The following is a 19,953-nucleotide window of genomic DNA, read 5'->3' as shown; positions in this document are numbered from 1 at the left end:
AACCTCGCACCGAGCGAAGCACCTCAGAACAAGCCCGAGCGCGGCCCCTCGTCCGGACCGTCGAACCCGCGGAACATGTCGGTCACGAGCGCCTCGATCTGCGGCTCCACCAGGCGCTCGACGGCCTCGGCGATGCGCGGCCGGTGGTCGATGAGCGCCAGGCAGACCGCGGTGCCGGTCGAGCGGGCGCACTCGTCGGACAACTCGATCTCGTGCCGGAGCGCCGCCTTGGCCTCGTCGGACAGTGGCTCCCGCGGTGTCTGCTCCCCCGCGCCCGTCCCCGCCAGCTCCCCGAGCGTGAAGAGGAACGGCGAACCCGGCGAGGGCTCGGGATCGACGTCGAGGCCCTGGAACTCGGGCGACAGCCCCTCGGCCGGCTGGTACCCCGCGTGCCGCTTCCGTGCGGCGGCCCGTTCGAGTTCGCGCTGGAGCAGCGGCAGGTTCTTGGCCGTGTAGTCGTCGACGGCGTCCTCGACGATGGTCGAGATCCGCCCGATCAGCGCGTGCTGGACGGCGTGCGGCACGTCCGGGCCGAAGCCGGCGGCACTCGCGATCGGGGACCCGGTGCACTTCCGGCAGATGCGCGTGCGCGGGCGGGCGGTCCCGATCTGCCAGCGCGGCAGCCAGCGCAGCCAGACGTCGACAGCGCTGCGCACGCGTCCGTCGATGCCGTCCATCCCTCAACAGTAGGCCTGGAGGCGCGGATCACCCCCGGCACACCGCGCCGGTCCGGCAATCCGCCGGTTCTCAGGCCTTGGGTTCCGTCACGAAGTCGATGAGCTCCTCGACGCGGCCGAGCAGCTGCGGCTCGAGGTCGGCGAAGGTGCGCACCTGCCCGAGGATCCGCTGCCACGCCCGGGCGATGTCGGCCTGCTCGGCGTTCGGCCACCCGAGCGCCTGGCAGATCCCCTTCTTCCACTCGATCGACCGCGGGATCGTCGGCCACGCCTGCAGTCCGACGCGGGCGGGCTTCACGGACTGCCAGACGTCGACGAACGGGTGCCCGACCACGAGCACGTGTGCGCCCCACTTGCCGCGCATCACGGCCTCGGCGAAGCTGGACTCCTTCGACCCGGGCACCAGGTGGTCGACGAGCACGCCGACGCGACGGTCACGGGTCGGCTGGAACTCGTCGAGGACGTCGGCCAGGTTGTCGACGCCGGAGAGCTCCTCGACGACGACGCCCTCGACGCGCAGGTCGGCACCCCAGACCTTCTCGACGAGCTCGGCGTCGTGCTTGCCCTCGACCATGATCCGGCTCGGCAGGGCCACCCGGGCACGCTGCGACTCCACCGCGAACGATCCGGACGCGGTGCGGAGGCGACCGCCGTCGGACGTCTGCCGCACGGCGGGCGCTGCCCCGGGCCTCCAGTCAGTGTGGACGGAACCCAGCGAACCAGGTGAGCCGGCAGCAGCTGCGGCAGACCGGCCGACCGACGCCTGCGGGCGGCCCAGTGTGACGAGCTCGCCCTCGAGCAGGAACTGCCCGGTGAAGGGGAAGGAACGGGTGCGGCCCTTCCAGTCCTCGAGCGCGATGTTGCCCGCCTCGAGTCCGACGACGGCACCGGCCCACCCGGAGTCCGGGTCCTCGAGCACCATGTCGCGTTCGAGCGGCACCTGCCGCACCTTCTTCACTCCGCGGGAGCGCCAGTCTCCCGAGAGCACGTCCCCGCCGTACCGGTCGTCGTCCACCCGCACGAGGGTACTGTCGACGTCGGCCCGGACGACGTCGACCGCGCCGACTCCCCACCATCTCAACGGAAGGCCTCCCGTGCGCGCAGCGATCATCCACGCCCCGAACGACATCCGCGTCGAGGAGCGCGACCGCCCCTCGGTCCTGACCCCGAAGGACGTCGTCGTCAAGGTCGTCGCGGCGTGCGTGTGCGGTTCCGACCTCTGGCCCTACCGTGGCGTGACCGAGACGAAGCAGCCACGGCCGATCGGGCACGAACTCGTCGGCGAGGTCGTCGCCGTCGGGGACGAGGTCACCGACCTGCACGAGGGCGACTTCGTCATCTCCCCCTTCACCATGAACGACGGCACCTGCCAGGCCTGCCGCCACGGCATGACCAGTGGCTGCGACCACCTGTCCGGCTTCGGCGGGAAGGACGCGTACGGCGACCCGGTCGGCGGCGCGCAGGCCGAGTACGTCCGCATCCCCGACGCGTCTGCGACGCTCGTCGCGGTCCCCGGCCCGGTCGACCCCGCCCTCGTGCCGTCGCTGCTGACACTGTCCGACGTCTTCTCCACCGGGCACCACGCCGCGGTGTCGGCAGCGGTCGGCCCGGGCAAGACGGTCGTCGTGGTCGGCGACGGCGCGGTCGGCCTGTCCGCCGTGCTCGCGTCGAAGCGACTGGGCGCCGAGCGCATCATCGCGATGAGCCGGCACGCCGACCGCCAGGCGCTCGCTCGCGAGTTCGGCGCGACGGACATCGTGGCTTCCCGCGGCGAGGAGGGCGTCGCGGCGATCCGCGACCTGCTCGGCGGCGACCAGGCCGACTGCGCGGTGGAGGCCGTGGGCACCGAGGAGAGCATGGACCAGGCGCTGCACTCGGTGCGTGCGGGCGGCAACCTCGGCTTCGTCGGGGTCCCGCACGGCGTCCCGACGATCGGCACCCGGTACCTCTTCGACACGAACATCGCGATCGCGGGCGGGATGGCGCCGGCCCGGAAGTACATCCCGGAGCTGCTGCCCGACGTCCTGTCGGGCACGATCGACCCGGGCCGGGTGTTCGACCTCGAACTGCCGCTCGACGAGGCCGCCGAGGCGTACCGGGCGATGGACGAACGTCGGGCGATCAAGGTGCTGCTGCGGCCGTAGGCGCCGGTCGCTCACTCCACGTATGCCTGGTGGAAGCCACGGAAGTAGGCCGCCCCGTCGTGCGTGCCGATGCTCTCCGGATGAAACTGGACGCCTTCGACGGGAAGTGTCCGATGGCGAACCCCCATCACGAAACCGTCGTCTTCCGACCGTGCCGTGACGACGAGATCGGCGGGCAACGTGGACTCGTCGATGACGAGAGAGTGGTACCGCGTGACTTCGCGCGGCCCTTGCGATCCCAGCGCGTAGAGCCCTCGACCATCATGGTGGATGGTGCTCGTCTTCCCGTGGCGGATGCGGTCGGCGCGAACGACAGCAGCGCCGAATGACGCCCCGATCGCCTGATGCCCGAGACACACGCCGAGAATTGGCATCCTTCCGGCGAAGTGGCGGACGAGCTCGACGTGGCCGGACGCACTCGGGTGCCCTGGGCCCGGACCGAGGACGAGGAAGTCCGGTCGCAGCGCTTCGACACGCTGGATCGTGTCTGGAGCCGACCGGAGCACGGTCCGCTCGTCGTCGACATCGGCGAGGTACTGGTCGATGATGTGCACGAAGCTGTCGAACGCGTCGACCAGGACGACACTCATCGAATCTCCTCCCCGCAGACCGCCCAGTAGGGAGCAGCCATCTTCTGGAGGGTCTCCTCCCATTCGCTGTCTCCCGTCGAGTCTGCGACGAAGCCCGCTGAAGCGCGGAGGACGTACGTCCCGGAGTGAACGACGGCCATGCGGATGGCGAGACCGAGAACAGCTGGCCTACTGCCGAGGCCGATCAATCCGAAGGCGCCCGCGTAGAGACCGCGTCGAGTCGATTCCAGGGACTCGATGATCTCCATCGCGCGCACCTTCGGAGCTCCGGACATCGTGCCGGCTGGGAAACCCGCACGGATGACGTCCCATGCGTCGTACCCAGCTTCCAGCTCGCAGACGACCTGCGACACGAGGTGGAGCACGTGCGAGTACGTCTCGACGGCCATCATGACCTCGACGTCGAGCGTCCCGGGTCTTGCGACACGTCCGAGATCGTTCCGACAGAGATCGACGAGCATGAGGTGTTCGGCTCGCTCCTTCGGGTCGTCAACGAGTTGCGCCTGCTGCGCTGCATCGTCAGCTCCTCGCTCGATGGTGCCGGCGATCGGCCGCATCGTCGCCGAGCCCTTCTCGAGCCGGACGAACAACTCCGGACTCGCACAGACCACGACATGGCCCGCGACGGTGAATAGAGCCATGTAGGGCGACGGGTTTCGCCGTCGGAGGCGTTCGTAGACTGCCAAGGGATCGGCATCGGTCTCGATGGTCACGGAGTGTCCGAGTTGCACCTGGTAGGCGTCTCCTTGGCGGATGTGTTCGAGACAGACCTCGCCTCGCCTCAGGTACTCGTCGCGTGTCACATCGTCGCGAATCCGGCGCGGACGTGGCACCGTCGGCATTCCGCCGACAGCCTCCGGCGAGGTGCTCTCCTCCGACCATGCGGTCAGCGCGCCCTCGATTTGGTCAGGGTCTTCGCCACCCCAGACAGAAGAGCGGACAACGGCCAGTTCGCTGCCGTGCTCCTCGAAGGTCACGATGGCGTCGACGAAACTGATCACAGCATCCGGCGGAGCATCACCCTGATCCGGGATCGAACGCGGGAGCCGCTCGATGTAGTGCACCGCGTCATACCCGAAGAAGACCAGGAAGGACAACGCGAGATCGTCGCGATCGTCGAACGTCCGCAAGGCCGCTTCCAAGACCCGAGGAATCGCCCAGAGCGAATCGTCAGCCGCCAAGCGGTACGCGCTTCCGTCGGGAATGATCGCTCCCGCTTCGACGAGGACCCCGGCGATGACTCGAACTGTCTCTCGTTCGCCGTCGATCGCCACGGAACCGTTCCGGATTATGAGCGATGTCCGCCCCGCAAGGCCACACATCGAGACGCGGTTGTCTTCCTGCGGCCCACCCTGCGACTCGAGTATGAATGCACGATCCGGTCCGTACGTTGCCCGGAGCCCTCGAAACGCATCCATCGCCGGCATCCGCGGCACGGGTCGACGCACAACGTCGCACTCGATTCGGGCAGCCTGTGCGCTCACGTCGTCCATCTGGCATCGCCTTCTTGTGTTCGTGTTTCGTCTGGTTGCATCAATGAAGCCGGTGCACCCGTTTTTCCGGCAGCGGCCAGTGCATCGTTCATCGTCTGCATCTTCGCTGTCGTCTCGTCATATTCGGCATCAGCGTCGGAACCCCGGACGATGCCAGCGCCCGCGAAGAGACGGACGGAGAACCCGGTGACGAGTCCGCAACGGATCGACACCCGCCACTCGCCATCGCCATCGTGCGACTGCCAGCCCACCACTCCGCCGAACAGTCCTCGTTCGAAGGGCTCGCTCTCACTGATGACCCGAAGAGCAGCCGTTCGCGGCACGCCGCAGACTGCAGGCGTCGGATGCAACAGCTCCACCGCAGCAAGCGAGTCGATGTGCGCCGGATCGACCGTCGTCGTGATGGTGGATGCGAGATGCCAAACGCGTTCTGTGGACCGCAGTTCTGGGCCAACCACATCAACATCGGACATCGCCACTCCGCGAAGCCGATGAACAATGTCCTCGACCACCAGGCCGTGTTCTGTGCCGACCTTCGCGGATCGGATGAGTTCGTTTCGAGCACGAGTGCGCGACACTCCCCCCCTCGGCACCGAGCCGGCGAACGGTGACGACACGAGACTTGCACCGTTGACCCGCACGAGTACTTCTGGACTCGCCCCCAGAAAGTCGCCTTGCGGCTCGGAACCGCGAACCTGAAACGCCACGGAGGACCGGTCTGAAGTCAGCCGCGCGAACACTTCGGCCTCGTCGAAGCCCTCCGGCCGCGTGATCACATCCGTCCGGGCGAGGACGACTTTCTGAAGGTCGCCATCAGAAATCCCACGCAGGACGTTTCGGACCAAAGATCTGAAGGCAGATCGATGCTCGATGTCGTCCGTCCTCGATGGTCCGGTCTGATGTCCAACAGATCGCGAGTCGGGAAGCAGCATCGAGCGAGGTTTGCCGATCCACAATCTTCCCGGCGATGAGAGGTCGAATGGCAGTGCACCGACGATCAGCGATCCGGTTGGCGCTGCTCTGAGCAAGTCTCGCGCCGCGCCGATCTGGACGCGAGCCGAAGCACCAGGCCGGATCGCCACTCCGTCGACGACCTCGAAGGGCGCGGGACGGCGACACCATCGGAACACCGGCCCCGCCGCGCGCGTCAACGCTCCTCCCGATCGATGCGTGCCGACCCGCATTCGCCGTCGTCATCGTTGCCGAACAGCATCCAGACGATCGGAACACCGTTCCGGACACGGAACCAGGTCAGATCCTGCTGACGGCGGGCCTCGTCGTTACAGACGGCCATGTCCGCTTCGCCGGTACCCACCATCGCCGCAGCGCTGCTCGTCGATGCTGTCACCTTCTCCTCGGCGACAGCGCCGAGGAGGTGTTCGGGTGCCAACTGGTCGAACAAGTGCCGGACTTCCGGCATCGACGCAAGGACGACGCCGGAATCTGGTTCGAAGCCACGACGAGTCGCGATCCCGTACGGGGGCGTGGAGTGCACGAACGCTCCGCGCAATCGAAGCTCAGGGTGCCAGTGGAAGTCAGTCGCCTCCCGGTGTGCACTGGGGATGAGCGCCAGTTCTGCCCGTCCTTCCAGTACCTCATTTCGGACCGCCGAGATGTCGTCACGCAGGCTCAGTTCGACTTCGATCCAGCCTCCGAGGGCGTCCCGGAGCGCCCGTGCGACGCAGTCAGCACTCGTGCCGGCAGGCCCGAGTGTCGAGACGGTGACGATGCGCCCGCCCGCAAAGTCTGCAAGTGCGTTCGGCGCTGCGGGGACAGGCAAACCGACGATGCCGTGGACGACGGTCACGACGTGACACCACGGCGCAGCGCCAACTGAGCGGCAATGACTTCCTCCGCACCTGGCTCGTTCCGGTGATCGGAGATGCGAGCTGCCTTCCAGCTCACGAACGCTCCGGTACTCACGATCTCGTCCAGAGCATCGACAGCTTCTGCACGGCATTCGACAGCGAATCGCCGTCGCACACGCCGCTCGATCTCGCGGAGCATCTGGACGTGTTCCGATGAGTTGCCATCCCGGAAATGCAGCCGCACCGTCACACGATCCTCGGAGCCATCGGCCGGACCGTCGATCACGACCTGGTAGCCGTACGCGCCCACGACGCCGTGCAGCACCGACTGCTCGACATCGCTCGCGGTCGCCGGGCTGCCGCCCAAACTGATTCGATCCGCAACCCGACCGATCACCTTGATGATCGGCCCGGGTTGGTCGATGTCGGACTGGTCATCGTCACTCAGCTCGACGAGGTCACCAGTGCGGTAGCGGATGAGCGGCTTCACACCGTCCATCAGCATCGTCACACAGAGCTCGCCAGTTCCTCGACCACCGAGGCATTCGCCAGAGTCAGGATCGATGATCTCCGCGATGTAGTTGAGCTCGGAGAAGCGCATCACTCCGCTCGGTGCTGCTGTCCCCATCACGAACGCTTCCTGCGAACCGTAGAGGATGTCGTAGCACCGCACGCCCCACAGCGACTCGATGTTGCGCGCCAAGGCCGGGGTGCACATCTCTCCCGTGGTGAAGACCAGCCGGAGCGACGGAAAGTCCTCGCGGATGTCGAATCCGTGGAACGACGCCGCTCGCGCAAGGTTCAGACAGACGCCCGGGGTCGCGACAATGACCTCCAGCTCGAGGTCGCGCATGAGTTCGAGCGCTCGCTTGAAGCCCATGACCGGCGAGTAGGGCCAGATCTTGGCATTGCACGACCCGAGGTTCTTCGCCACGTCGCCGAGCGTGTCCCCGAAGGAGTGCACCTCGGTCGGCCCCATGAGCCCGACGGACGGACGGTGCGCTCCGAAGTGCTCGCGGAAGATGGCGCGCCACGACTCGGTGATGAAGGCATTCGACGCGACTACCTCCTTGGCGTCGCGTGGACACGGTGTGGCCCTGCCGGTCGTTCCCGTGGTCTCGTAGAAGTACAGCGCCTCGCGGAGCGGGCCGGACAGCACGTCGTACAGTTCGCGCCGAAGATCCTCCTTCGTGGTGAACGGCAACGCGGTGAGGTCCTCGGGCCGCACCGAATCGAGATCGACGCCTCGGAGCTGTTTGCGGTAGAACGGCGACCCCATCACCTTGTGCAACACAGCTGCGAGCTGATCCGAACGCCACGCTCGGAGGGCTTCCTGGGTCAACCGGGCGTCGTGGTACTGCTCGAAGACTTCGACGTACCGGCCGATGAAATCGTCGGCCGCAGAGGACCTCGGAAGCCAGGTCTCGCCGCGGGCAAGTGATGTCGTGTGGTCGGTCATGGGGTGACGCTCCTCTTCGTCTCGATCTGTCCTGGTTCATCGTGGACGGCACGCTCACTTCGTTCGTTGGCCGCCAGGCCGGTGCTGCTGCTTGGCATCCCCCGTAGCTGGAAGATCACCTCGACCATCCGGATGGCCATCGCGCGGACCGCTGCCATTCCTTCGTGATCCAGGTCCGGGTCGCCTTGCTCGGTCCGCACGATGGCGGGGTAGCCGCTTCCTGGAAGGATCATGCGGTTGAGCAGGATGTTCTGGTGGAGCTGGTTCAGGACAGCGGAATGTGCGTACCGACGGCCGACGACCAGTGCACCGCCGACCTTGTCCGCGAGAGGGCGTGAGAACCGGAGATGCCCGACGCCGGCCCGCTCGATGAACGTCTGCATCGGCGCGGCCAGCCCGAAGCCGTGCACGGGGCTGGCGTAGACCACTCCCTCCGCTTCGACCATCTGCCGGACGATGTCCCCTACGTCGTCCTGTAGTGCGCATCGTTCCGTCCTCAGGTTGCAGTCTCCGCATGGTCCGCATCCGCTGATGTCCGCAGCAGCAAGCGGGACGACGATCGATTCCACTCCACGGCTGCGGAGTTCGTCGGAGAACCGTTCGAGCACGGCGCCCGTCGCGCCGCGCGGGTTCTCGGACCCGTTGAGACAGACGACCCTCGGCGGCATGGTCGAACCGCCGGTCACCGGCAGACCGCTTCGGCTCGGGCGCGGATCGCCGATGCGACGGCTGCTAGCGTCGGAGGCGCGTCCATCGGGGAGGTACGCACGACGATCACGTGCGCTCGATCCGGGTCCGAGAACGCTGCTTCGAGAGCGATCGCGTACTCGATCACCGTGCTGACGGCGGAGGTGGTCACGGTCGATCCGCCGCCGATGGTGCGGGCCACCATCGGCCAGTCCCAGGACGAGACGTCGTTGTAGGACGCCCGCGCTCCGCGGATGACACGCTCGATCGTGTACCCACCGTTGTCGACGACGACGAAGATCGCATTCGACCGGTAGCGGTGCAGCAGCCCGAGTTCGTTGGCCGTCACTTGTGCAGCACCATCACCGACGACGGCCAGAACTTGACGCGTTCGGTCACCGATCGACGCTCCGATCGCCGCAGGCAGCGCGTGACCGATGGCGGCCCAGACGGCGGCGCACTCGAACACCGTGTCTGCGGGGAAGGCGATGTCGAGCGCTCCGAAGTACGAGGTGCCGGTCTCCGCGAACAGACGAGTGTGAGTCGGCATGATCGCAGCAGTGCTCGACCACATCGAGTTGATCGTCAGTGGACCATCGCCGACAAGCACAGCGGTCGGCAGCTCGGTTGGGGCCTTGCTCGGCGGCGGGGCCGGGAGACCAGGCCACAGCGCAGCAAGGCGCCGGACCACGACGCCGATCTCCGCTTCGAGAACCCTTCCTGCCCACGTGACCGAACTGCGGCCGACGACGAGTGTCGAATCCTCGGGGAAGTCATGGCTGAACCCTCCCGTGGTCGTGTCAGCGAGTACGCAGCCGACGAGGACGCGCCCAGTCGGAGCTTCCACGCGCGCATTGACGCCTGCACGACTGAGTTTCCCGTTGTAGACGCCGAGGTAGGACGGGACCGTCTCGTCCACGATCCCCTTGCCGTTGGGGAGGGCGGCCAAGGGAACGTTGCGCTGGGCGAGCTGGTCGATCGCTCCTCGAAGGTTGTGCCGGAGGGCCAGATGACCGACGACCGCGGTCGCACGAGGATGGGCGGCGAGGTATGCAGAGAGCAGGTCGTCGACGTCAGGATCGTCGTTCTGCGGAGTTGGCGCTCCCAGCACCGCGGACGCCTCGGGGACGGCAGCCGACAGGACGTCCTGCGGAACACGGACGTACACGCTCTCGCGTCGGCCAGCCCAGTGACGCACTGCACGATCGATGGCGTCACATGGCTCGTCGAAGCCGATGTCGAACACCAGCGTTCCGAGCGCAGCCGCGACCCGGCCGAACCGGTCCAGATCGCCGTCAGCGAAGGTGTGGTGCACACACGCCTTGCTGCGCCAAGCTGCGGTCGGCGGTGTCACCACGACGTGCAGGACCGCAACGTCCTCGGCAACTGCACCAGCGGTCGCACATGCGGCGGAGAGCTCTCCGACCCCGAACGTGGTGCAGAGTACTCCGAGCCCGCGGGCTCGCGCGTACCCGTCCGCTGCGTACGCAGCACCGAGTTCACTCGCACAGCCGATCCACGAGATGTCGGGACTGGCTTCGAGGACGTCCATGAACGCCAGCGAAAAGTCGCCGGGGACGCCGAAGACCTCATCCACCCCGACTTCGCGCAGACGGGAGAGGAAGTGATCGGCGACACTGACCTGTTGAAACATCACAGTTAACGTATCAGCACTCAGGGCGGCACGTTTCGCGCAGCAGAACGCGTGTTTCGAATCGGTAAACAAACCTTTCAGTAAAGAAGGTTGTCCGTTACAGTCCTCGACATGACCACTCGAGGACGCACCCCCGGCCAGCCCGGGCTGCTCCGCGTCCTGAACGACCGCGCAGCGCTCGAACTGCTGCTCGACGACGGCCCGCTCACGCGCAACGAGATCGCACAGCGGACCGGCCTCAGCAAGCCCACCGCCGCCGAGATCATCCGCCGGCTCGAGTCGGCCGACCTCATCCGCCAGGCCGGCACCGACACCCAGGCCGGACGCCGCGGGCCGAGCGCCGTCGTGTACGAAGCGATCACCGACCGCGACCTCGGTGTGGCGGTCGACGTCCAGCTCGTCGACGTCCGGTCGACCGTGGTGGACGCCGCTGGTCGCACCTTCCCGGTCGCCACGCACCGGATGTCCGAGGCCGAGGTGCGCTCCCCCGGGTCGGACATCGTGGCCGCAGCGATCTCCCGCGCAGCCGCCGCGGCCGGCGTGGACCCCGAGCTCGTCACCGCCGTCGCGGTGGGCGTGCAGGCGAGTGTCGACCACGCCACCGACACCCTGATCTTCACCGACGGCCTGCCCGGCTGGCCCCGCGAGCAGGTGAGCGCGACCCTGTCCGCCGACCTCGGGGTCCACGTGGTCGTCGAGAACGACGCCAACCTCGCCGCCATCGCCGAACGCAACATGGGGGCCGGTCGGGCTCCCGGGTCGTTCGCGCTCTTCTGGATGGCCGAGGGCCTCGGCATGGCCCTCGACCTGCACGGCCACCTGCACACCGGCGCGTCCGGTGCCGCGGGTGAGATCGGCTACCTCAGCGTGCCCGCCGACGCACGCTCCATCGACCCGACGGCCACGATCGTCGCGGACCTCATCTCCGAGCCCGCGATCATCGCCCTGGCCGCCGAGCACGGGATCACGGCACCGGACGGCACCGCAGCCGACTGGCGCCAGGTGCTCCCGCAGCTGCCCGGCCTGCCCGAGCAGCACCCCTTCACCGTCGCCCTCGGCGAGCGCGTCGGGCACAACGTGCTTCCCGCACTCGCGGTGGCCGATCCCGAGACGGTCGTCCTGCACGGCCCGACCGGGATCGCCGGCGGCCCCGCCCTGGCCGCCGCCGTGACCGCCTGGCTCCGGACCCGTTCACGCTGGTCCACCGCCGTGGTCGCGCCCGGCGTCCCCGACACCCCCGTCCTGCACGGTGCGCGGCACGTCCTCATCGACGTCGTCCGCACCGCGCTCGCGGACCGGCTCGAGCGCATCAGTGACGATGCCCCGACGCCGGACCCCGTCGAGCGCCCCTGAACGTTCCACCCGCACCACTCGAGGCACCATCACCCAGCCCTGTCACAGGGCTCTTCGTCGCGCCCGGAAACGGGCAGCGCCCGGAAACGGGCAGCGCCCGGAAACGGACGGCGACGGAGCGAGACCAGAGAGCGAGTACCGCCTTGTCCCTCCCCGAACCGAACGTCCCGCGCCGCCGGGCGTTCCGCCGCATCGCCACCGCCACGGCCGTCGCCGCCGTCGGCGCCCTCGTCGTCGCCGGCTGCAGCTCCGGCAGCAGCGCCGACTCGATCGAGAAGAGCGCCCCGAAGGAACTCAAGGGCACCGTGTCCCTGTGGCACTTCTTCACCGGCCGTGAAGCCGGCGTGGTGAAGACCGCCGTCGAGGGCTTCGAGAAGGCCAACCCCGACGTCACCGTCGACATCCACGCCGGCCAGGACGACGAGAAGCTGCAGAAGGCGATCTCGTCCGGCCAGAACATCGACGTGGGGCTGTCGTACTCGACCGCCATCGTGGGCAGCTTCTGCTCCTCGGGTGCCTTCCGTGACCTCTCCCCCTACATCAAGCGCGACAAGGTCGACCTGTCGGACATCCCGAAGGCCGTGCAGTCGTACACGCAGTACAAGGGCACCCGGTGCACGCTGCCTGCCCTCGCCGACGTCAGTGCGCTCATGGTCAACAAGCCGCTGCTCGAGAAGGCCGGGATCGACTCCCCGCCGAAGACGCTCGACGAGCTCAAGACCGACGCGCTGAAGCTGACGACGTACAACGCCGACGGCTCGATCAAGCAGCTCGGCTTCAACCCGCTCATCGACTTCTACGAGAACTCGCCCGAGCACTGGGCGCCGATGGTCGACGGCTCGTGGTTGGACGAGGACGGCAACAGCGTGATCGGCACGTCCGACGCGTGGAAGCAGCTCATCACCTGGCAGAAGGACTTCGTCGACGAGATCGGTTACGACAAGCTCAAGGCCTTCACGTCCGGCCTCGGGCAGGAGTTCGCCGCGGACAACGCGTTCCAGACCGGGCAGGTCGCGATGCAGATCGACGGCGAGTACCGCACGGCGTTCATCAAGGACCAGAAGCCGGACCTGGACTACGGCACGTCGCCGACCCCGGTGATGGACGGCCTCGGCAACTACGGCTCGACGTACATCGCGGGCAACGTCGCGGGCATCGCGAAGGGCTCCAAGAACCCGGAGCTGTCGTGGGCACTCCTGAAGTACCTGTCGACGAACACCGACGCACAGGTCACCCTGGGCAACGGACTGAAGAACATCCCGACGCTCACCTCGGCGCTGGAGTCCCCCGACCTCGAGGTCGACGAGAACTACAAGACCTTCGTCGACGTCGCGGGCAACGCGGACACCATGACCTCGCCGGGCACCGCCGACGGCGCCGCCTACATCGGCACCTTCACGAAGTTCTGGCAGGCCTACCAGCAGAACGGCGGCGACCTCGACGCCAAGCTGAAGAAGCTCGACTCGGACATCGACAACGCGAACCAGCTGGCTGGTCCGTGATGAGCGTCACCACCAAGACGACCGGCCGGGAGGCGCGGCTCGCCCGCGCCGCCCGGCCCACGGGCCCGACGGGGTCCGGTCCGGTGCCCCCGACGGCTCCGCGACGTCGGCCCCGCTCCGCCGAGTCCCGGCGCCGCCTCGTCGCCCTGACGATGCTCGCGCCGGCCCTGGCGGGCCTGGTGATCTTCTTCGCCTACCCCCTCGTCGCGTCGATCTTCTACTCGTTCACGCGCTACAACCAGCTGCAGGAGCCCGAGTTCGTCGGGCTGCTGAACTACAGGTTCCTGTTCACGCAGGACCCGCAGATCGGCCCCGCGGTCGTCAACACGCTGTGGTTCGTCGTCATCCTGGTGCCGGTCCGGATCGTGTGCGGGCTGCTGGTCGCCGGGCTGCTGTCGCGGGCCCGCACCGCCACGGGCTTCTGGCGGACGCTGTTCTACCTGCCCGCGCTGGTCCCGCCGGTGGCGAGCGTCGTGGCGTTCGTGTTCCTGTTCAACCCGGGCACCGGGCCGGTGAACCAGATCCTGCGGGTCTTCGGCATCGACGGCCCGCTCTGGTTCAACGACCCGGCGTGGTCGAAGCCGTCGCTCGTGATCCTGGGCGTCTGGGTGATGGGCGACATCATGATCATCTTCCTGGCGTCCCTGCTCGACGTGCCGCGCGACCTGTACGAGGCCGCGTCGCTCGACGGTGCGAACGGCGTCCAGCAGGTCCGGCACATCACGCTGCCGACGATCGCCCCGGTGATCGGCTTCGCCGCGGTGACGGGGGTGATCGCGGCCCTGCAGTACTTCACCGAGGCCGCGGTGGCGTCCGGGGTCGCGTCCGGCAAGGCGACGATCGGTGGCGGGACCGCCGCCCAGCTCGGCTACCCGGGCACGTCGCTGCTCACGTACACCGAGCTGCTCTACCAGCACGGGTTCGCGAACTTCCAGTTCGGCTACGCGTCCGCCATGGCCGTGGTCCTGTTCGTGATCACCGCGGTGGTGCTCGTCTTCACGATGCGCCGCATCTCCGTCTTCCGTCCCGAGGAGTCCTGATGACCGCCGTCTCCCAGTCCCCGCTCGCCCGGGCGCCACGGGGTCCAGCTCCCCGCACCGGCAGGCCGCGTGGTCGCACCCTGGTCTGGATCGCCGAGCACGCCGCTCTGGTGGCCCTCGGCGTGCTGACCATCGCCCCGATCGTGTTCGTGGTCCTGACCTCGCTGATGTCGAGCAACCAGGCACTCACGGCGTCGATCGTTCCCCGGCCGCTCGACTTCTCGAACTACGCGCGGGTGTTCACCGAACTGCCGCTCACGCAGTGGTTCGGCAACTCGTCGATGTACGCCGTCCTCGCCACCGCGTTCATGCTCGTCAGCTCCGTACCGGCGGCGTACGCGCTCGCCCAGATCAAGTTCAGGGGTGCGAACCTGATCTTCACGGTGATCATCGTCGCGATGCTCCTGCCCCCGCAGGTCACCGCGGTGCCGGTCTACGTGATGTGGTCGCACCTGCACCTGACCGGCACCCTGTGGCCGCTCATCCTGCCGAACCTGCTCGGCGACGCGTTCAGCATCTTCCTGCTCCGCCAGTTCTTCATGACCATCCCGAAGGAGTACGGGGACGCCGCCCGCATGGACGGCTGCAGCGAGTGGGGCGTGCTCTGGCGCGTGGTCGTCCCGATGGCCCGCCCGGGCATCGCGTCGGCGGCGATCTTCATGTTCTTCCACTCGTGGAACGACTACTACGGCCCGCTCCTGTACGCGTCCGAGAACCAGGCCGCCTGGCCGGTGGCGTACGGGCTCGCGACGTTCCGCGGACAGCACGGCACCGACTGGTCGATGACGATGGCGATGACCGTCGTCGTCATGGTCCCCGTCGTCATCATCTTCTTCTTCGCACAGAAGGCATTCGTCGAGGGCATCGCGCTCACCGGCGTGAAGGGATAGCAGCTCCAGTGAAACTCACAGTCGTCGGTGGCGGATCCACCTACACCCCCGAACTCGTGGACGGCTTCGCCCGGCTCCGCGACCAGCTCCCCATCGACGAGCTCTGGCTCGTCGACCCCGACCCGGTGCGCCGCGAACTCGTCGGCGGCGTCGCCAAGCGGATGTTCGCGCACGCCGGCCACCCCGGCACGATCCACGTCACCGACGACGTCGTCGCCGGGGTCAGCGACGCCGACGCGGTCATGTTCCAGCTCCGCATCGGCGGACAGGCCGCACGGCAACAGGACGAGACGTGGCCGCACGACGCCTGCTGCATCGGGCAGGAGACCACCGGTCCCGGCGGCTTCGCGAAGGCGCTCCGCACCGTACCCGTGGTCCTGGAGTACGCCGAACTCGTCCGCAAGTACGCCAAGCCGGACGCCTGGATCGTCGACTTCACCAACCCCGTCGGCATCGTCACCCGCGCCCTGCTCGAGGCCGGGCACCGCGCCGTCGGTCTGTGCAACGTCGCGATCGGGTTCCAGCGACGCTTCGCGAAGGAGTTCGGCGTCGCCCCCGACCACGTGCGGCTCGACCACGTCGGCCTGAACCACCTGACGTGGGAGCGCGGCGTGCACGTCACGGGCGCGGACGGCGTCGAGCGCGACGTGATGGCGGACCTGCTCGCCGAGTCGGACGGCGCCCTCGACCGGACGGCGGACAGCGTGCACATGCACCCGGATCTCCTCCGTCTGCAGCACGCGATCCCCTCGTACTACCTGCGGTACTTCTACAGCCACGACATCGTGCTGCAGGAGCAGCTGCACGAACCCACCCGTGCCGAGGCCGTCATGGAGACCGAGCGTGCCCTGCTCGCGAAGTACGCCGACGAGTCCGTCGTGACGAAGCCCACCGAACTGGAGCAGCGCGGCGGCGCCTACTACTCCGAGGCGGCGATCGATGTGCTGTCCTCGATCCTCGGCGACCGCGGCGACGTGCAGGTGCTCAACGTGCGGAACGACGGCACGTTCCCGTTCCTGCCGGACGACCACGTCATCGAGGTGCCGTCCCGCGTCACCCGTCAGGCCATCACGCCGCTGCCGGTCTCCCCACTCGCCCCGGACATGGTCGGTCTCGTGTCGCACGTCGCCGGGTACGAGCGCCTCGCGCTCGACGCCGCGGTCCACGGCGGCCGCGATCGGGTGCTCCGCGCGATGTGGGCGCACCCCCTCGTGGGGCAGGTCGACAAGGCGGAGAAGCTCACCGACCTGCTCCTGGCCGCGAACGCGGAACACATCCCGTGGGCGCGATCGGAGCAGGCGACGTGGGCGGGTTGAGCCGGACCGGCGAGGCGGGCCCGGCGCGAGCCTCCCGTCCGCCCGCTCCGGTCCCACCGGACGCGACCGACGTCGTGCTCGCCGTCGACGGTGGCGGGAGCAAGACGGACGTCGTCGCGATCGCGCTCGACGGGACGATCGTCGGGCACGCGCGCGGTCCGGGCTCGAACCCGCAGACCCGCGGGTGGGACCTCGCCGGGCCGATCCTCGACGACGTCCGTGCACGGGTGGTGGGTGAGCTGGGCGACCGGCGCATCCGCACGACGCACGTGTACCTGGCCGGGCTCGACCTGCACGACGAGCTCGTCGCGGCGTCCTCGGCCCTCGCGCACTGGGCCGAGGACGGCGGCGAGCCGCACGTCCTGGACAACGACCTGTTCGCACTGCTGCGGGCCGGCACCCTGTCCCCCGACGCGGCGGCCGTGGTGTGCGGCACCGGGATCAACGCCCTCGCGGTGCGAGCCGACGGCACGACCGCACGGTTCCCGGCCATCGGCGACGTCTCCGGTGACTGGGGCGGTGGTGCGTGGCTCGGCAACCGGGCGCTCTGGCACGCGGCGCGGGCCGACGACGGCCGCGGTCCGGCGACGGCGCTGGTCGACGTGGTGCCGGCGGCGGTCGGCCTCCGCAGCGTCCGCGAGGTCACCGAGGCCATCCACTTCGGACGCCTCGACCAGCGCGTGTTCAACCGGCTCTGCCCGGTGCTGTTCGAGGTGGCCGGAGCCGGCGACGCCGTGGCCCGGAGCGTCGTGGAGCGTCAGGCGGAGGAGATCGTCCTGCTCGCCGCGGTCGCACTCGAGCGGTTGGGCCTCGGTGGTTCGGCGGCCGAGCCGGTGCCCGTCGTGCTCGGCGGTGGGGTGCTCGCTGCTCGCCACCCGTTGCTCGTGGACGGCGTCGTCGACGGGCTCGCTGCCCGGGTCCCCGGAGCGGTGCCGACCTGGGTCACCGATCCCCCGGTGCTCGGTGCGGGCTTGGCGGCGCTGGAGTCGGTCGGTGCCGACGACGCCGCGCTCGAGCGGTACCGCGTCGCCGTGCGCTCCCGCGCGTTCGCGAGCACGACCGCGCTGATCCACTGATCCGCTGACGCGCTGCGACCGGGCGGAGTGCTGCGACCGGCCGGGGCGCTGCGCGATCCCCTCGCGAAAGCGACAGTCTGCCGCCGAACATCCGCGGCAGACTGTCGCTCTCGCGGCACAGACCGCGCGGCCGCGCGCGCCCGCCCGCGCGCGCGGCACCGCCCTACGCGCGCGCCAGCATCCCGAGCGTGTCGACGACGCGGTTCGAGAAGCCCCACTCGTTGTCGTACCAGGCGACGACCTTCACGTGCCGGCCCTCGTCGACGCGCGTGAGCAGCGAGTCGAAGACGCTCGACTCGGGCCGCCCCGTGATGTCCGTCGACACGAGCGGGTCCGCGGTGAACGCCAGGACCCCGGCGAGCGGTCCGGCGGCTGCGGCCCGGTAGGCCTCGTTGACCTCGTCCGCGGTCACGTCCCGCGAGACGACGGTGTTCAGTTCGACGATCGACCCGACGGGCACGGGCACGCGGATGGCGTCACCGGACAACTTGCCCTCCAGGCGGGGCAGCACCAGTCCGATGGCCTTGGCGGCTCCGGTCGTCGTCGGCACGATGTTGACCCCGGCGGCGCGTGCTCGACGCAGGTCCCGGTGCGGCCCGTCCTGCAGGTTCTGCTCCTGTGTGTACGCGTGCACGGTGGTCATGAACCCGTGCTCGATCCCTGCCAGGTCGTCGAGCACCGATGCCAGGGGTGCGAGCGCGTTGGTCGTGCACGACGCGTTCGAGATCACCGTGTGCGCGGCAGGGTCGAACGTGTCCGTGTTCACGCCGTACGCGATGGTGACGTCCGCGCCCGTTGCGGGTGCACTGATGAGGACGCGGCGGGCTCCCGCGGTCAGGTGTCCCGCCGCTGCGTCGCGCGCGGTGAACCGGCCGGTCGACTCGAGCACGACCTCGACGCCGAGGTCGCCCCACGGGAGCTCCGACGGCTCACGCGAGGCCAGGACGCGGACACGGCGGCCGTCGATGACGAGCGTGTCCCCGTCGACCTCGACGGTGCCGTCGAACGGGCCGAGGGCGGAGTCGTACCGGAACAGGTGCGCGAGCGTGTCGGGGGCGGTCAGGTCGTTGACGGCGACGACCTCGAGGTCGTCGCCGCCCCGTGCGAGCAGGGCGCGGAGCGTGTTGCGGCCGATGCGGCCGAAGCCGTTGATGGCGATGCGGGTCATGTGGGGTTCCTTTCGTTCCGTGCTCCATGCTCACGGGCCGGGAGGCGCGGCTCCAGTGGCAGGGAAGCCAGCGTTCGAAAGGATGTCGCCACCACGGCCGCGACGGCGCGGTCAGTCCTGGAACGTCCGTCGGTACTCGGTGGGCGACGTCCCGAGGATCCGCCGGAAGTGCGTCCGCAGGTTCGCGTCGGAGCCGAGGCCCGCCCGATCGGCCACCTGGTCGATGCCGAGGTCCGACTGCTCCAGGAGTTCCCGGGCGAGGTCCACGCGCGCCCGCAGCACCCACTGCATCGGCGTGTACCCGGTGTCCTCCACGAACCGGCGCGAGAACGTCCGTGCCGACACCGTGGCGTTCCGTGCGAGCGCCCCGAGCGTCAGCGGCTCGGCGAGGTGCCGGAGCGCCCACTCCCGGGTGTCCGCGAACACGTCCCCGAGCGGCTCCGGCACGCTGCGCGGCACGTACTGGGCCTGGCCGCCGCTGCGGTACGGGGCGCTGACGAGCCGTCGGGCGACGTGGTTCGACAGCGCCACGCCGTGGTCCTGCCGGACGATGTGCAGGCACAGGTCGATCCCGCTCGCGGCTCCCGCGCTGGTCAGCACCGAGCCCGCGTCGACGAACAGCACGTCCTCGTCGACGTCCACCTCGGGGTACCGCTCACGGAGCACCCGCGTGTAGTGCCAGTGCGTCGTCGCCCGGCGTCCGTCGAGCAGCCCGGCGGCCGCGAGCGCGAACGCCCCGGTGGAGATCGCCGCGATGCGGACGCCGCGGTCGTGCGCCCGAGCCAGTGCCGCGACGACGTCGGCCGGCGGCGCCGAGTCCGACGGTCGGCGGTAGCCGGGCACGAAGACGGTCTCGGCCCAGTCCAGTGCCTCCAGCCCGTGGTCGACCGCGTAGGCCAGCCCGTCGCCGCCGGTGATCCGACCGGCCCGGGGCCCGCACACCCGCACCTCGTAGGGCATGCTCGGCCGGTTCGAGAACACCTGCGCGGGGATCCCGACGTCGAGCGGTTTCGCCCCGTCGAGCACGAGGACCGCGACGCGGTGCAGTGCGGACGCAGCCATGCCGTCGACGCTAGCGGACGCGATAGGCCGGCTG

18 protein-coding genes are annotated in these 19,953 nt (G+C 69.0%); 7 read left to right on the top strand and 11 right to left on the bottom strand.

What is annotated here, in order from left to right:
* Positions 1 to 23: 23 nt before the first annotated feature.
* Together KZI27_RS06690 and KZI27_RS06685 are read right to left on the bottom strand one after the other, a co-directional pair.
* On the bottom strand, positions 24 to 677 hold the full coding sequence (locus KZI27_RS06690) for a spermidine/putrescine ABC transporter substrate-binding protein (RefSeq protein ID WP_222660080.1): 654 nt from the start codon (positions 675 to 677) through the stop codon (positions 24 to 26).
* Between the two features lie 70 nt (positions 678 to 747).
* Positions 748 to 1,692, bottom strand: coding sequence for a DUF3097 domain-containing protein (locus KZI27_RS06685; RefSeq protein WP_222660078.1), 945 nt, complete (start codon positions 1,690 to 1,692; stop codon positions 748 to 750).
* Between the two features lie 79 nt (positions 1,693 to 1,771).
* On the opposite strand from KZI27_RS06685, the gene KZI27_RS06680 reads away from it, so the two are divergent.
* Positions 1,772 to 2,821 (top strand): alcohol dehydrogenase catalytic domain-containing protein, encoded by a 1,050-nt coding sequence (locus KZI27_RS06680; protein WP_222660076.1) that lies wholly within the window; start codon positions 1,772 to 1,774, stop codon positions 2,819 to 2,821.
* A gap of 11 nt (positions 2,822 to 2,832) precedes the next feature.
* Here the strand turns inward: KZI27_RS06680 and KZI27_RS06675 are convergent, their stop codons facing one another.
* The 7 genes from KZI27_RS06675 to KZI27_RS06645 form a co-directional block, all read right to left on the bottom strand.
* Complete coding sequence (locus tag KZI27_RS06675) at positions 2,833 to 3,411, bottom strand: anthranilate synthase component II (protein ID WP_222660074.1); 579 nt, start codon at positions 3,409 to 3,411, stop codon at positions 2,833 to 2,835.
* Positions 3,408 to 4,904, bottom strand: coding sequence for an anthranilate synthase component I family protein (locus KZI27_RS06670; protein WP_222660073.1), 1,497 nt, complete (start codon positions 4,902 to 4,904; stop codon positions 3,408 to 3,410). Before KZI27_RS06670 ends, KZI27_RS06675 begins: the two co-directional genes overlap by 4 nt.
* On the bottom strand, positions 4,892 to 5,836 hold the full coding sequence (locus tag KZI27_RS06665) for an isochorismate synthase MenF (protein ID WP_222660071.1): 945 nt from the start codon (positions 5,834 to 5,836) through the stop codon (positions 4,892 to 4,894). Before KZI27_RS06665 ends, KZI27_RS06670 begins: the two co-directional genes overlap by 13 nt.
* Positions 5,837 to 6,051: 215 nt before the next feature.
* On the bottom strand, positions 6,052 to 6,711 hold the full coding sequence (locus KZI27_RS06660; protein WP_222660069.1) for a hypothetical protein: 660 nt from the start codon (positions 6,709 to 6,711) through the stop codon (positions 6,052 to 6,054).
* Positions 6,708 to 8,171 (bottom strand): phenylacetate--CoA ligase family protein, encoded by a 1,464-nt coding sequence (locus KZI27_RS06655; RefSeq protein WP_222660067.1) that lies wholly within the window; start codon positions 8,169 to 8,171, stop codon positions 6,708 to 6,710. The genes KZI27_RS06660 and KZI27_RS06655 overlap by 4 nt, the downstream gene beginning before the upstream one ends.
* Positions 8,168 to 8,857: a flavodoxin family protein gene (locus tag KZI27_RS06650; RefSeq protein ID WP_222660065.1), complete on the bottom strand. Its 690-nt coding sequence runs from the start codon at positions 8,855 to 8,857 to the stop codon at positions 8,168 to 8,170. The genes KZI27_RS06655 and KZI27_RS06650 overlap by 4 nt, the downstream gene beginning before the upstream one ends.
* Positions 8,854 to 10,512, bottom strand: coding sequence for a thiamine pyrophosphate-binding protein (locus tag KZI27_RS06645; RefSeq protein WP_222660063.1), 1,659 nt, complete (start codon positions 10,510 to 10,512; stop codon positions 8,854 to 8,856). Before KZI27_RS06645 ends, KZI27_RS06650 begins: the two co-directional genes overlap by 4 nt.
* A 111-nt stretch (positions 10,513 to 10,623) precedes the next feature.
* On the opposite strand from KZI27_RS06645, the gene KZI27_RS06640 reads away from it, so the two are divergent.
* The 6 genes from KZI27_RS06640 to KZI27_RS06615 all read left to right on the top strand — a co-directional run bounded on the left by KZI27_RS06640 (position 10,624) and on the right by KZI27_RS06615 (position 17,689).
* Positions 10,624 to 11,865 carry an ROK family transcriptional regulator gene (locus KZI27_RS06640; protein WP_222660061.1) on the top strand — a complete coding sequence of 414 codons (1,242 nt, stop codon included), beginning with the start codon at positions 10,624 to 10,626 and terminating at the stop codon, positions 11,863 to 11,865.
* 143 nt (positions 11,866 to 12,008) lie between these two features.
* Positions 12,009 to 13,367 (top strand): extracellular solute-binding protein, encoded by a 1,359-nt coding sequence (locus tag KZI27_RS06635; RefSeq protein WP_261784126.1) that lies wholly within the window; start codon positions 12,009 to 12,011, stop codon positions 13,365 to 13,367.
* Entirely contained in the window at positions 13,367 to 14,407 is a 1,041-nt protein-coding gene (locus KZI27_RS06630) for a carbohydrate ABC transporter permease (RefSeq protein ID WP_222660059.1), read from the top strand. Before KZI27_RS06635 ends, KZI27_RS06630 begins: the two co-directional genes overlap by 1 nt.
* Complete coding sequence (locus tag KZI27_RS06625) at positions 14,407 to 15,297, top strand: carbohydrate ABC transporter permease (RefSeq protein WP_123313381.1); 891 nt, start codon at positions 14,407 to 14,409, stop codon at positions 15,295 to 15,297. The genes KZI27_RS06630 and KZI27_RS06625 overlap by 1 nt, the downstream gene beginning before the upstream one ends.
* A gap of 8 nt (positions 15,298 to 15,305) precedes the next feature.
* Positions 15,306 to 16,613 carry a 6-phospho-beta-glucosidase gene (locus KZI27_RS06620; RefSeq protein ID WP_222660057.1) on the top strand — a complete coding sequence of 436 codons (1,308 nt, stop codon included), beginning with the start codon at positions 15,306 to 15,308 and terminating at the stop codon, positions 16,611 to 16,613.
* Complete coding sequence (locus KZI27_RS06615; protein ID WP_261784125.1) at positions 16,601 to 17,689, top strand: N-acetylglucosamine kinase; 1,089 nt, start codon at positions 16,601 to 16,603, stop codon at positions 17,687 to 17,689. The genes KZI27_RS06620 and KZI27_RS06615 overlap by 13 nt, the downstream gene beginning before the upstream one ends.
* A 163-nt stretch (positions 17,690 to 17,852) precedes the next feature.
* Here KZI27_RS06615 and gap read toward each other — a convergent pair whose 3' ends face one another.
* Both gap and KZI27_RS06605 read right to left on the bottom strand, forming a co-directional pair.
* A complete protein-coding gene (gene gap, locus KZI27_RS06610; protein ID WP_222660055.1) occupies positions 17,853 to 18,857 on the bottom strand; it encodes a type I glyceraldehyde-3-phosphate dehydrogenase in 1,005 nt (334 codons plus the stop codon).
* A gap of 111 nt (positions 18,858 to 18,968) precedes the next feature.
* Positions 18,969 to 19,919, bottom strand: a complete 951-nt coding sequence (locus tag KZI27_RS06605) for a GlxA family transcriptional regulator (protein ID WP_222660054.1) — start codon at positions 19,917 to 19,919, stop codon at positions 18,969 to 18,971.
* Positions 19,920 to 19,953: the final 34 nt, after the last annotated feature.

This window comes from Curtobacterium sp. TC1, assembly GCF_019844075.1.
Taxonomy (GTDB): domain Bacteria; phylum Actinomycetota; class Actinomycetes; order Actinomycetales; family Microbacteriaceae; genus Curtobacterium.
Note: the sequence above shows the minus strand (reverse complement) of the source record. Positions and strands in the feature narration are given on the sequence as shown.